Annotated in this window: 14 protein-coding genes; all 14 read right to left on the bottom strand. The window is 66.7% G+C overall.

Annotated features, from left to right (window positions below; translation table 11 throughout):
- Window positions 1-43: 43 nt before the first annotated feature.
- Entirely contained in the window at window positions 44-1,033 is a 990-nt protein-coding gene (locus AC1DWU_RS12545) for an acyltransferase (RefSeq protein ID WP_477150315.1), read from the bottom strand.
- Window positions 1,034-1,164: 131 nt separating this feature from the next.
- Window positions 1,165-3,063: an ABCB family ABC transporter ATP-binding protein/permease gene (locus AC1DWU_RS12540; protein ID WP_477150314.1), complete on the bottom strand. Its 1,899-nt coding sequence runs from the start codon at window positions 3,061-3,063 to the stop codon at window positions 1,165-1,167.
- Window positions 3,063-3,380 carry an ArsR/SmtB family transcription factor gene (locus AC1DWU_RS12535; RefSeq protein ID WP_477150313.1) on the bottom strand — a complete coding sequence of 106 codons (318 nt, stop codon included), beginning with the start codon at window positions 3,378-3,380 and terminating at the stop codon, window positions 3,063-3,065. Before AC1DWU_RS12535 ends, AC1DWU_RS12540 begins: the two co-directional genes overlap by 1 nt.
- A gap of 200 nt (window positions 3,381-3,580) precedes the next feature.
- The gene (locus tag AC1DWU_RS12530) at window positions 3,581-5,326 is read right to left on the bottom strand and encodes a LysM peptidoglycan-binding domain-containing protein (RefSeq protein WP_477150312.1); all 1,746 of its coding nucleotides are present in this window, start codon (window positions 5,324-5,326) and stop codon (window positions 3,581-3,583) included.
- A 14-nt stretch (window positions 5,327-5,340) separates the two neighbouring features.
- Entirely contained in the window at window positions 5,341-6,939 is a 1,599-nt protein-coding gene (gene cimA / locus AC1DWU_RS12525; RefSeq protein WP_477150311.1) for a citramalate synthase, read from the bottom strand.
- Between the two features lie 10 nt (window positions 6,940-6,949).
- Window positions 6,950-7,438 carry a GFA family protein gene (locus AC1DWU_RS12520; RefSeq protein ID WP_477150310.1) on the bottom strand — a complete coding sequence of 163 codons (489 nt, stop codon included), beginning with the start codon at window positions 7,436-7,438 and terminating at the stop codon, window positions 6,950-6,952.
- A gap of 7 nt (window positions 7,439-7,445) precedes the next feature.
- On the bottom strand, window positions 7,446-7,988 hold the full coding sequence (locus AC1DWU_RS12515; RefSeq protein ID WP_477150309.1) for a GFA family protein: 543 nt from the start codon (window positions 7,986-7,988) through the stop codon (window positions 7,446-7,448).
- Complete coding sequence (gene pip / locus AC1DWU_RS12510; RefSeq protein WP_477150308.1) at window positions 7,985-8,944, bottom strand: prolyl aminopeptidase; 960 nt, start codon at window positions 8,942-8,944, stop codon at window positions 7,985-7,987. Before pip ends, AC1DWU_RS12515 begins: the two co-directional genes overlap by 4 nt.
- Window positions 8,941-9,441 carry a GFA family protein gene (locus AC1DWU_RS12505; RefSeq protein ID WP_477150307.1) on the bottom strand — a complete coding sequence of 167 codons (501 nt, stop codon included), beginning with the start codon at window positions 9,439-9,441 and terminating at the stop codon, window positions 8,941-8,943. Before AC1DWU_RS12505 ends, pip begins: the two co-directional genes overlap by 4 nt.
- Window positions 9,428-9,811: a VOC family protein gene (locus AC1DWU_RS12500; RefSeq protein ID WP_477150306.1), complete on the bottom strand. Its 384-nt coding sequence runs from the start codon at window positions 9,809-9,811 to the stop codon at window positions 9,428-9,430. The genes AC1DWU_RS12505 and AC1DWU_RS12500 overlap by 14 nt, the downstream gene beginning before the upstream one ends.
- Window positions 9,808-10,200, bottom strand: coding sequence for a VOC family protein (locus tag AC1DWU_RS12495; RefSeq protein WP_477150357.1), 393 nt, complete (start codon window positions 10,198-10,200; stop codon window positions 9,808-9,810). Before AC1DWU_RS12495 ends, AC1DWU_RS12500 begins: the two co-directional genes overlap by 4 nt.
- Window positions 10,201-10,321: 121 nt before the next feature.
- Entirely contained in the window at window positions 10,322-11,719 is a 1,398-nt protein-coding gene (cysS, locus tag AC1DWU_RS12490) for a cysteine--tRNA ligase (protein WP_477150305.1), read from the bottom strand.
- A 279-nt stretch (window positions 11,720-11,998) separates the two neighbouring features.
- Window positions 11,999-12,445 (bottom strand): hypothetical protein, encoded by a 447-nt coding sequence (locus AC1DWU_RS12485; protein ID WP_477150304.1) that lies wholly within the window; start codon window positions 12,443-12,445, stop codon window positions 11,999-12,001.
- A 131-nt stretch (window positions 12,446-12,576) separates the two neighbouring features.
- A complete protein-coding gene (locus tag AC1DWU_RS12480) occupies window positions 12,577-13,050 on the bottom strand; it encodes a c-type cytochrome (RefSeq protein ID WP_477150303.1) in 474 nt (157 codons plus the stop codon).
- Window positions 13,051-13,074: the final 24 nt, after the last annotated feature.

Raw genomic sequence — 13,074 nt, 5'->3', positions numbered from 1 at the left:
AGGCCCGGAGCGATCCGGGCCTTTCGTTTTTGGGGGTTACACTCTAGGCCCTTGCCGGGCGGCTCCCGAGAGCCGAGCGGACGGCGCGAAAGGCTACGGTCAGGCCCAGGCTCACCCCGAAGCCCAGCGCGATCATCAGCCAGGAATAGCGGCCGAGGCCGAGGTCGGAGGCTAGAACTTTCAGTACCAGCAGGTGGATGAGGTAGGCGCCGAAGGTGGCCTGGCCGAGGGTGGACCAGAGCGGGCTCTTCAGCTCGAGGCGCATGAACAGGATGGCGACGGAGAGGGCGTAGCCGAGGGTGGCGAGGGAGTAGTCGTGGCCCAGCGCGTAGCGGCCGACGATGAAGTAGCCCTCGGCGACATGAAGGGCGGCGAAGGCGAGCGCCGCCAACACGAGGGCGGCGATAGGCAGGCTCTGCAGGTCGTCGCGGCGGCGGCGGAGGACGATGCCGGCGACGAGGAAAACCGGTGCGAAGAACAGGCCGTTGCGATCCATCCAGAACGGGAAGCCGTGGCCGAACAGCGGTTTGGAATAAGCGCCGATGACGGTCCCCGCTGCATAGAGCAGCAGCGTCGCGGCGATGGTCCAGCGCAGGCCGATGAACTTCAGCAGTGTCGCGACGACGGCCGTGCCGAGGACCAGCGCGGGCAGGAACCACAGGTGGAATGCCGGACCGCCGCTCCAGATGAGGAGCGTCACCCCCCATGGCGAGAGCTCGAAGCCGGGCCGGCCGGGATTGTCGAGGAGGCGAAGGGCGACGGTCAAAGCGAGAATCGCCGCAAAGGCCGGGAGGACGCGCCAGGCGACGCGGCCGACGAGCTTGAGAGGGCGCGCGAGGTCGGCGTCTTTCCAGAAATAGGCCGACATCAGGAAGAAGACCGGTACGGCGAAGCGGCTCAGTTCATCGAGCACGAAGCCGAGCGGCTTGTCGTCGGAGAAGCCGCCGCCCGCGACGTGGAGCGTCACGATGCCGAGGAGGCTGAGGACGCGGAGCGCGTCGAGCGAGGCGTTGCGGGATGGTGCTGAGGTCATTGGCCGACGCTGTGATGGTCGGGCGCAACGAATTGGTCAAGGGGTGGGTTGCATGCGGGCGCTGAAGCCGGAGCGACTGGCCATCTCCACCCGGCATGGGGTGGGGATGGCCACAGCCGCAATGCGACGGTCTACTCCGCTGCTGGAAGCCCGCGTTTGACGAAGCCCTCTGGGTCGTTGGCCGCGCGGCGGGCGAGTTCTTCGGCCTCGGAGGCCTCGCGCTGGCGGCTCCACATCTGGGCGTAGAGGCCCTGCCTGGCAAGGAGGCCCGAATGGGTGCCTCGCTCGGCGATCTGGCCGTCGCGGAGGACGATGATCTCGTCGGCATTGACGACGGTGGAGAGTCGGTGGGCGATCACCAGCGTGGTGCGGTTGGCCGAGACCACGTCGAGGGCGGACTTGATGTCTTCCTCGGTCTTCGAATCCAGCGCCGATGTGGCCTCGTCGAGGATGAGGATCGGTGGACCCTTGAGGATGGTGCGGGCGATGGCGACGCGCTGCTTCTCCCCACCGGACAGCTTGAGGCCACGCTCGCCGACCTGGGTCTGGTAACCCTTGGGCAGCGACTCGATGAAATGGCCGATCTGTGCCTGCTCCGCGGCCTTCCTCACCTCGGCATCGGTGGCGTCGGGGCGGCCGTAGCGGATGTTGTATTCGATGCTGTCGTTGAACAGCACGGTATCCTGTGGGACCATACCGATGGCGGCGCGGAGGCTCTCCTGCGTTACGTCGCGGAGGTCCTGGCCGTCGATGGTGATCTTGCCCTCGATGACATCGTAGAACCGGTAGAGGAGCCGCGAGATGGTCGACTTGCCGGCGCCCGACGGGCCGACAACCGCGATGGTCTTGCCGGCCGGGACCTCGAAGCTGATGCCCTTCAGGATCGGGCGATCAGTGTCGTAGTGGAACTTCACGTCGTCGAACTTCACCACCGGGCCAGTGACCGCCAGCGGCTTGGCGCCGGGCTTGTCCTGGATCTCGGGGGCGCGATCGAGCAGCTTGAACATCTCTTCGATGTCGGTGAGGCCCTGGCGGATCTCGCGGTAGACGAAGCCGATGAAGTTGAGCGGCCGGTAGATCTGCATCAGGAAGGTGTTGAGCAGGACGAAATCGCCCAGCGTCAGGGTGCGGTTCATGACGCCCAGCACTGCCATGACCAGGATGACCACGGTGCCGGCGTAGAAGATCAGCGCCTGGCCGAAGTTCAGGAACCCGAGCGAGGTCCAGATGCGGATGGCGGAGCGCTCGTACTTTTCCATCGAGGCGTCGAAGCGCCGGGCTTCCATCTTCTCGTTGGCGAAGTACTTCACCGTCTCGAAGTTGAGCAGGCTGTCGATGGCCTTGCCGTTGGCATCGGTGTCACTGTCGTTCATGTCGCGACGGATCGAGATGCGCCAGTTCGAGGCCTTGATGGTGAACCACAGGTAGAGCCAGACGGTGACGACAAGCACGCTGAGGTAGCTGACGCCGAACATGACGATGAAGATCACGCCGGTGATGATGAACTCGACCAGCGTGGGGGCGGTGTTGAGCATCGTGAAGCGCACGATGGTCTCGATGCCCTTGGTGCCGCGCTCAATCACCCGGCTCAGGCCGCCGGTGCGGCGGGCGAGGTGGAAGCGCAGCGACAGCTTGTGCAGGTGCTCGAAGGTCTGCAGAGCGAGCTTGCGCACCGCGTGCTGGCCGACCGAGGCGAACAGCACGTCGCGCAGCTGCTGGAAGCCGGCGTCGATGATGTTGCCGACCCCATAGGCGACGACGAGGACGATGGGCACGGCGAGCCCGAGGATCAACCCGGCATCCGGCGTCGAACCATCGAGGCTGTCGATGATGCCCTTGTAGACAAAGGGGATCAGCGTGGTGGCGACCTTGGACACCAGCAGGGCGCCGATGGCGAGGATGACGCGGAACTTGAGGTCCGGCCGGCCCTCGGGCCACATGTAGCCCCAGAGATTGCGCACGGTAGCGAGCAGGCCGCCCTCCTCCGCGCTAACGGTGGGGCCCTTGGTTGCCTCTTCGGCAGTAGACATCAGGCGAGCTCTTTGACCGGGAGATCGGTGGTGGTGAGGCCCGAGAACAGGCCGTTGCAGGCGATGCCGAACTCGGCGAGGCGATCGGCCCGGAGCGAGTAGCAGTTGCGCGTGCCCTTGGGATGACGCTCGACCAGCCCGGCATCGAGCAGCACCTTGATGTGCTGGCTGACGGTGGACTGCGCCAGCGACAAATTCTGCGTGACATCGGTGCAGCAGCAATCGCCCGCACTCTGGGCGGCGAGGATGCGCAGGATGTTGAGCCGGACCGGGTGTCCGAGCGCCCGCATCACATTGGCGATGTCATCGTCGTGCATGGGGTTCATCGTCATTCAGCGATAAAAGATCGGCCGCGGCAAGGCAAGGCGAAACCACCTGCCCTACTGGGCAGTTGAACGGGATTTGCGGCGGGGCGCTGTCAGGGAATGGGGGTCGGGCGATGGCGTATGCGGCCGCCCCCTCCACCGGCTTCGCCGGTCCCCCTCCCCCGTTCGCAGGGGAGGATCAGCGCGGCCCCTCAGTCGTCCGTGACCAAGGGCAGGTCGAAGATCTGGCCGGGGAAGATGCGGGAGGGGCGGCGGATCAGGTCGCGGTTGGCGTGGAAGATAGTGCGGTAGTGGATGCCGTGGCCGTAATAGCGGTGCGCGAGGCTCCACAGCGTGTCACCACGGCGGATGATGGCCTTGCCGACATTGTACCGGCCGCTATCGGGATCACCGAACGGCAGGAGGCGCAGCACGGTGACCGGCTGGCCGGCGGGCTTTGGGGCCGGCACCACCAGGTCCGCAAGCAGCGCGGGGGCATCGGGCGGGTCGAGCGTGATGGTCGCCGGCTCGTGCGTGATGGTGTCGATCGGCGGCAGAGTGGTCGGCTGGAGCTCCGATGGGCGCAGGATGTCGACGGAGGCGGACTCGCGCTGAGGGTTTACGGCGGAGAGTTCGGGCAGCGGCTCGGGCTCTGACGGAGCCGGTAGGACGATGGCTTCCTCGATCGGCGGATCACGGGTGACGGGCGGCGGTTCGGGCTGGGCGGGGGGTGGCTCGGACAGTTGCGCCGGCTCTGGTACGGCAAGGGGTGCGGGCTCGGAGGTTGAGGCAACTTCTTCCGGTGCGACCGTGGTTGACGGAGTGGCCGGCTCGGCCGGAACCGTCGGCGCCGTGGCCACGGCTTCCGCGACCGGATCCGGTCCAGCGGCTGGAGCGACACCACTGCCGAGGTCGGGGGGGTCGGCGGGCTGCTCGTCGGGTGGCGTGCGATCGTGCGGCAACTCGATCTCCACCGTGATAGCCGCGGTGCCGAGCAGCTTGCCGGTCTCGGGTTCGATCGCTTCGATGCGCAGTTCGCGGCGCGGGCTATCGAGCAGGTTGCTGCCCTCGACCAGCCAGCGGCCCTGCTCGACGGGGCTCTCGCCGATCAGCTCGCCATCGGCGTAGAGCCGCATCAATGCGCCGGCGGGACCGGAGCCGGAGACAAAGCTCTGCTCGCCATCGAGTTCGATGGCGTCAATGGTCGGGGCCAGCACCAGCGGCGCGGCGATGACGGGCGTTGCGTCGGACTGGGTCTGGACCGGCGCGGTGTTGGCCAGATCGATGCCCAGTGGCGCGACTGCGAAGGGTGGGATCTGGGTAGGCACAACCGCCGGCGATGCAGGCGCGGGTTCGGGAGCCTCTGGGATCGAGCCCGGCGGTGGGGTGAGGTCGGCCTTCCACATCGGCGGATCGTAGGCAGTAGCGGCTGGCGCGTGGGCAGTTTCCGGGATGGCGGAGGTTTCCGCCGCTACAGCCATTTCAAACGCCGCAGGCTGATTGTCGGGTGGTACGCCACTCGGCGCGGCACTGTCGGCTTCCGCCGCGGCGGTGGTTTCGACGATGCTGGCCTCGCTCGACGCGGTCGGGGGCGGCTCTGAAGCGGCGGGCACCGGTTCGGGTACGGAGGGCCGCGGTTCGGTCGGGATGGCGGGCTGCGGGTCGACAGCGGCCACGGGCGCCGACACTGGGCTGAGCGCAGGTGGTGCCTCCGGAACCTGCTCGGCCGAGGACCCGGGCACCGTGCCCGGGAGATCGAACTTGCGGTCGGCCATGTCGCGCAGGCAGGTGACGACGCCGCGCGGATCGGCGGAACAGGCATCGACGGCGGGGATGCCGATGACGCCGAGCGCGACGGCCAAGGTCACCCCGGCGGCGCCGAGGGCGATGAGCAAGTTGCGGCGATCGTCGGTCCGGCTCAGCGAGGCCTCCGGGAGTATAGGGGCAACCTGCCCCATACCGTTCCGGCGTCTCAGGCTGCCTCTGACTTCATCAATTTATACGTAATCGACTCGTAAAGCGCCTCAAATGAGGCGTCGATGATGTTGGTGTTGACGCCGATTGTATACCAGCGCTCGCCGGTGCCATCGCGGCTTTCGACCAGCACACGGGTGACCGCGCCCGTGCCGCCGTCGAGGATACGGACCTTGAAATCGACCAGTTCGAGATCGGCGATACGGGCCGAGAACACGCCCAGGTCCTTGCGCATGGCAAGGTCGAGCGCGTTCACCGGGCCGTTGCCTTCAGCCACCGACATCAGCAGTTCGTCGCCGATGCGGATCTTCACCACCGCCTCGGTGACGACGACCTGCTCGCCCCGGGCGTTGTGGCGACGCTCGACGCTGGCGCGGTAGCTCTCGACGTCGAAGAACTCGGGGAGCGTGCCGAGCACGCCGTGGGCGAGGATGAAGAAGGAGGCGTCGGCGCCGTCGTAGGAATAGCCGCGGGCTTCGCGCTCCTTGACGGTGCGGAGCAGCCGCTCGAGGCGCGCGTCGTCCTTGGCGAGCTCGATGCCGTGGCGCTTGAGCGCGGCGAGGAGGTTCGACTTGCCGGCCTGCTGGCTGACCATGATCGAGCGCTCGTTGCCGACGCTCTCGGGGGTCACGTGCTCGTAGCTCGAGACGTCCTTGGCGAGGGCGGAGGCATGGATGCCGGCCTTGGTGGCGAAAGCCGAGGTGCCGACATAGGGCGACTGTCGCGCCGGGGCGCGGTTCAGCAGGTCGTCGAAGGCGCGCGAGATCGAGGTCAGGTCGCTCAACTGCTCGGGCGTGACGCCGGTCTCGAAGCGATCGGCGAAGCCTGGCTTCAGCATCAGCGTAGGGATGAGGGTGACGAGATTGGCGTTGCCGCAGCGCTCGCCGATGCCGTTGAGGGTGCCCTGGATCTGGCGGACGCCGGCAGTGACGGCGGCGAGCGTATTGGCTACGGCCTGGCCGGTATCGTCATGGGCGTGGATGCCTAGGTGATCGCCGGGAGCAACCTTCAGCACTTCGGCTACGATGTCGGCGATCTCGGACGGCATGGTGCCGCCATTGGTGTCGCAGAGCACGATCCAGCGGGCGCCGGCGTCGAGGGCGGTTTTCACGAAGCTCAGCGCGTAGGGGCGGTTGGCCTTGTATCCATCGAAGAAGTGCTCGCAATCGACCAGCACTTCCTTGCCTGCGGCAACGCCGGCCTCGACGGTTTCGCGCAGGTTGCCGAGGTTCTGCTCGGGGGTGATTTCGAGCGCTACCTTCACCTGGTGGTCCCAGGCCTTGCCGACGAAGCAGGCGGCATCGGCGGCGGAATTGAGGATGGCCTGGACGCCCGGATCGTTGCCGACCGAACGGCCGAACCGCTTGGTCATGCCGAAGGCGGTGAAGGTGGCGTCGCGGGTGCGGCTTTCGGCGAAGAACTGATCGTCGACGACGTTGGCGCCCGGGTAGCCGCCCTCGATGTAATCGACGCCGAGGCGCTCGAGCAGCGCGGTGACCGAGATCTTGTCCTCGAGCGAGAACTCGATGCCGGCCGTCTGCGCGCCGTCACGCAGCGTGGTGTCGAAGAGGTAGAGGCGTTCCTTGTGGGCAGTCATCGTGAGGTACTCAGTTACGGGGCGGCCATTCGGCCGTGTCGTGGTCGGGGTGTTGCCGGTTGGAGGCACTAATTCGCCCGAGCCGGCCTTCTGGGTCGACCGAATAGGTTGCGGTATCGCCCGGCAGCTCGGCAATGTGGGCGTACCAGCTGACGCGGCTCTCGTTGCCGTATTGCACGACGGGTGGCACGCGGTCCGGCTGGTCGAAGGCGCCGGAGAGGATGCCGATGTCGGGGGCCCAAGGGTAGTCGAAGATCAGGGGCGTGCCGCAATTCTTGCAGAAGCCGCGGTTGGCGAGCTCGGAGCTCTTGAACCAGCTGATCTCGCCGCGGGTGACGTGGAAGTTCACCTTGTCGACGGGGCAGATGACCGCGAACGGGCCGCCGACGGCCTTCTGGCACATGCGGCAGTGGCAGACATGCACACCCTCGGGCTGCTGATCGACGCGGAAGCGGACAGCGCCGCATTGGCAGCCACCGCTCAGATGAACTTCAGACATCGGACTTTCAGACATGGCTTACTCGCGGGACCCAGTCGGTGGTGTCGTGGTCGGGGTGCTGATGGTTCGACGCCCGGATGGCGGCGATGTCGTCGGGCGACTCCGCTTCTTCGGTGGTGCCGACTGCTTCAGCGCCGGGCAGCAGGGGGAAATCCGGATGCCGGCCTTCGAGGCCAAGCTGGTAGCGGATCGGGATCAGATGCGGCTCGTCGAACGAACCGATGGTCATCGACACGTGCGGACCGCCGAGGCTGCGGTAGTAGAGCGGCGTACCACAATCCCGACAGAAGCCGCGGGCCGCAACGTCGGAGCTGTTGAACTCGCTCGGCTTGCCGCGGGTCCAGGTCAGGTGCTCGTGGCGGATGCCGACGAGGTCGGCGAAGAAGTTGCCCGACGCCTTCTGGCACATGCGGCAGTAGCAGACATGCGGGTTGTCGCGCAGCTCGGTGGCGTGCCAGCGCACGGCGCCGCACTGGCAGCCGCCCGAGTACTCGCGGAAACGATAGCTGTCGTTGCTCGTCGTCACCTGGCTCGTCGTCACTTGGCTCACATTCCGCCTCCTGCGAACCGGTCCGTTGCTTCGATGAGATGATGGAGGATGCCCGGCTGGCCAAGCGCGTGCCCCTGCCCTTCGACCATGATGAACTCCGCCTCCGGCCAGGCCTGGTGTAGCTCCCACGCAGTCTGCGGCGGGCAGCAGACATCGTAGCGGCCCTGGACGATGACGCCCGGGATGTCGCGGACCTTGCCGGCGTCGCGGATCAACTGGCCCTCGTCCATCCAGCCGGCATGGACGAAATAATGGTTCTCAATCCGGGCAAAGGCGAGCGCGTATTCCTCGCCGTAGAAGGCTTCGCTGACCTGCGGATCGGGCAGCAGCGTGATGGTCTCGCCTTCCCAGCGGGCCCATTCGCGCGCCGCGCCGAGCCGGATGTCGCGATCGGGGCTGATGAGCCGGCGGCGATAGGCGGCCATCATGTCGTGCCGCTCCTTGGGCGGGATGGGCGCGACGAAGCGCTCCCACTTGTCCGGGAAGAGCAGTGAGGCGCCGTGCTGGTAGTACCAGAGCAGTTCCCAGCGGCGGAGCGTGAAGATGCCGCGCAGCACCAGCTCGGTGGCGCGCTCGGGGTGCTTTTGGGCGTAGGCCAGCGCCAGCGTCGAGCCCCACGAGCCGCCGAACACCAGCCATTGCTCGACGCCCACCATCTCGCGCAGTCGCTCGATATCGGCAACGAGGTCCCAGGTGGTGTTGTGCTCGAGTTCCGCAAAAGGCGTGGATTTGCCGCAGCCGCGCTGATCGAACAGCAGCACGTCGTAGCGGGATGGGTCGAACACCCGGCGCTGGTTGGGGCTGAGGCCGCCGCCCGGGCCGCCGTGGAGGAACACCGCCGGCTTGGCGCCCGGCGTGCCGACGCGCTCCCAATAGACACGGTGCCCGTTGCCGACGTCGAGGTAGCCGGAGGCATAGGGTTCGATCTCGGGATAGTAGGTACGCAGAGCGCTCACGCGGGGAAACCTTGTCTGGGCGGCCATTCGGCCGTGTCGTGGTCGGGGTGCTGGTGGCTGACCACCGCGGCATTGAAGGCGTCGATCTCGGGCGCGGCGCCGAGCGGCCGGGTGGGCAGCGCGGTCAAGCCATCGAAGAAGGCGAGTTTGCCGTGGGCGTTGACCTGGCGGGTCGGGGCCGCGACGGTGGGATCGTCAAAGGCGCCGATGGCCATTTCCAGGCTGTCGACGCCGGTGTCATAGGCGAGCGGCGTGCCGCAATCGCGGCAGAAGCCGCGGCGGGCCCGGTTGGAGCTCTGGAACCAGGCCGGGGCGCCGCGCGACCAGGTGACCCGGTGCCCGGTGACCAGCGGCCCGAAGAACCCGCCAAAGGCCTTCTGGCACATGCGGCAATGGCAGATCGCGGCGCCGCCCAGCGCAGCAACGCTGAAGCGCACGGCGCCGCACTGGCAGCCGCCGGTGAAGGGCGCCTCACCGGTCGACTTACTCTGGGGCATGGCAGACGGCTTCGATGTTGTGCCCGTCCGGATCGTAGACGAAGGCTGCATAGTAGTTGGCGTGGTAGTGCGCGCGGATGCCCGGCGGGCCGTTGTCCTTGCCGCCGGCCGAGATCGCGGCGGCATAGAACGCATCGACCGCCGCCCGGGTATCGGCGCGAAATGCCAAGTGCACCCGGCCGCCCGTCAGCTTGCCGCCATCGCCGATCCAGAGGAACGGCTGGTCGGAGCCGAGGCCAGCGACGTTGCCCTCCTCGCCCTCGAATTTCATATGCGTCTTGATGCCGAGCGGGGCCAGCGCCTTCTCGTAGAACGCCAGGGAGGTCGGGTAGTCGGCAGTCGAAATGGCTACGTGATCAAGTGCGCTCATTGGCGTCCTCCCTCTGGGCCGACATAGACGGCCTCGACATTGTTCCCATCTGGATCGAGCACGAATGCGGCGTAGTAATCCGGAGCATAGTGCGGACGCAGGCCCGGCGGGCCATTGTCGCGGCCACCGGCGGCCAGCGCCACGGTGTAGAAGGCCTCGACGGCGGGCCGGCTGGGGGCGACGAAGGCGACATGGGAGTCACCGCTGCGGATCAGCTTGCCGGTGCCGATCCAGAAGGTGGGGCCGGCGTCGTCGCCATAGCCGGCGGACTTCACCCCCTCGTACTCGAACTCGGCGAGCAGCTTGATGCCGAGGGCGCCCAAGGCGGCGGTGTAGAAGTCGCGGGAGCGGGCGAAATCGGCGACCTTTAGGCCGACGTGGTCGATGATGGTCATGGGTGATTCCCTTGGCTGAACTGCCCCTCACCCGCCTCGCTTCGCGAGGCACCCTCTCCCTCAAGGGGAGAGGGGAGGCTGGCGCTCGATGGTGTCAAACCACTCCGATCCGGGCTCACCTCACTACCTCCCATTTCGTCTGCCGCTGACCGGTCTCATCCTTGTAGTCCATCAGTTGGACACCCTGTGTCAGCAATTCCGCTCGGATCGTGTCAGCCTTTGCGAAGTCCTTGGCGTTGAGGGCGGCGAGGCGGGCGGCTACGGCCTGCGCGACGCCGGCGGGCGCGTCTGTGGCGGCTGTCAGCAGGCCGTCGGCGGTGAAGCCGAGGAACTCCAGCGTCGCGGCGAGGCAGTTGGCGGCGGTTTCGGTGCCGCGGTTGGCTTTGCGAGCAACGACGTCCAGTGCCACGGCGGCGCGGTGGAAGTTCAGGTCGTCGGTGAGTTCGGCGACGACGGACGGCTCGGGCGGGGTGCCGGGCTTGGGCTTGGCGGCGCGTTGCCAGTCGCGGAGCTTCTGTTCGGCTTCCTCGAGGCGCTTCACCGAGAAGTCGATCGGCTCGCGGTAGTGGGTCATCAACATGGCGAGGCGCAGCACTTCGCCGGGCCATTTGCGGCCGCCGAACTTATCGGTCTCCAGCAGCTCGTGCATGGTGATGAAGTTGCCGAGCGATTTCGACATCTTCTGGCCTTCGACCTGCAGGAAGCCGTTGTGCAGCCAGTAGTTGGCCATGACAGGCGTGCCGTGGGCGCAGCGCGACTGGGCGATTTCGTTCTCATGGTGCGGGAAGATGAGGTCGAGGCCGCCGGCATGGATGTCGAAGACTTGGCCGAGATAGCGCTCGCTCATGGCCGAGCACTCGATGTGCCAGCCAGGGCGGCCCCTGCCCCATGGGCTGTCCCAGCCGGGTTCATCGGCGCTGGATTGTTTCCAGAGCACGAAGTCGGCCGGGTTCTTCTTGTGCGCATCGACAGCGATGCGGGCGCCGGCGAGGTTGTCCTCGAGGTTGCGGCCCGAGAGCTTGCCGTAGTCGGGCATCGAGCCGACGTCGAACAGCACTTCGCCGGCCGCCTCGTAGGCGTGGTGGCTGCCGATCAGCGTGGTGATGAGCGACTGCATCTCGGGGATGAAGTCGGTGGCGCGCGGCTGGTGGTCGGGCTCGAGCGTGCCGAGCGCCGCGACATCCTTGAAATACTGCGAGGCGGTCTTCTCAGTGACCCTGCGGATCGCCTCGTTGAGCGGCAGGCCGGGGTAATCGCGGACGGCACGGGCGTTGATCTTGTCGTCGACGTCCGTGATGTTGCGGGCATAGGTGACATGGTCGGCGCCGTAGATGTGGCGCAGCAGCCGGTACAGCAGATCGAAGACGATCACCGGGCGGGCGTTGCCGATATGGGCATAGTCGTAGACCGTAGGCCCGCAGACATACATGCGGACGTTGTTGGGATCGATGGGGACAAAGTCCTCCTTCGCCCGGGTCAGCGTGTTGTGGAGCTTAAGTGTGGTCTCGCCCAAAGCCAGTGTTCCTCGCGCACGATCGTCTTGAATGGTCGCGCTGTCGAACCGGAAAAGTCTGCAACTTTTCCTGACAACGCTCCACGTGCTCGCGGCCGGATTCTTCGGGTCTAGAAATCAAGGATGAAGAAAACCGAGCCGTAAGCAGATGCCTAGCGGATAATAATGCAGCCGAAAATGCAGTTTGCGGTGCCGGTTTTCATGGGGCGCAATCTGACTGCAGCCCCGGCAAAAAGCAAGGGGCGCCGAAGCGCCCCTGCCGAAGAGGTTTTTGCGAGGTTACTGCGCGGGTGCAGCGGGTGTCGCCGGCGCGGCGGCCGGATCGGCCGGTGCGGGGGCCGGCGGCGTCGCAGCCTGCATGGCGGCGGTGACCTCGGGGCTGGCGAAGCAGGTAGTCAGGCCCTCGCGGGCGGACTCGGACACCTTCTCGTAGCTACCGTGAGCGGTGTGCGCTTCATCGGTGCCTTCGCCGCGCAGATCGGCGGCGAGGATGTCGACGTCCTTCTGCGGCAGATCCTTGAAGGCGCCGGTCAGGCAGCCACAGAGCGGGGTGAGGATCAGCGAGGAATCGACACCGGCCGGCACTTCGCCGAGCAGGAAGGCCTCGGCGGTGAGGCAGGACTCGGTGAACTTGGCGAAATCGGCCGGGGTCTGGGCGAACGCGGCGGGCGTCGCGGAAATGGTCATCAGGCCGACAAGCGCGGCAAAAACGGTACGAACTTGCACGGGGGTACTCCTACGAGCGCGTGGCGCGCGACGGCGCACCTATCACACAAACCCTGCCGCGACTATCGGGCAGAAATACAGCGGGCGGCCCGTTGCCGGACCGCCCGCGTGCGTTTGGCGCGCAAAAAACGTCAGGATTTCTCGCGGAACTGCTGATGGCACTCGCCGCAGAACCCGCCGATGGTCTTGATGGTGGCGGAATAGGTGGCGGTGTCGCCGGCCTCGGCTGCGGATTTCAGCGTCGTCGCCGCGGCGACCGCCTTGGCGAGAATCGCCTGGAACCCGGCATTGTTCTCCCAGATGGCCGGCAGTGCCTCGCTGTCGCCGACCGCTGAGCCCTCGGGGAACAGCACGGTGAGGTTGGAGAAGTTGGTGATCAGGTGGCCGGCTGCGGTTGCGGCGTCGGCGCCGCTCAGCCCACCGGCAGATTTGAGGATACCACCATCTTCTTTCATGATGGCCTGGCGCTTGGCCACCATCTCCTCGGGGGAGAGCGAGGCAAGCGATGGATCGGCGGTGATGGTCACATCCTGGGCGAAGGCGAAGGTCGCGGCGGCGGCCACGACAACGGCCAGCGCGAACGCTGCGATTCTATTCGACGGCATTGTGCAACTCCTGAAGGTCCTGGG

The sequence above is a fragment of the Devosia sp. P2_G7 genome (assembly GCF_056403495.1).
Note: the sequence above shows the minus strand (reverse complement) of the source record. Positions and strands in the feature narration are given on the sequence as shown.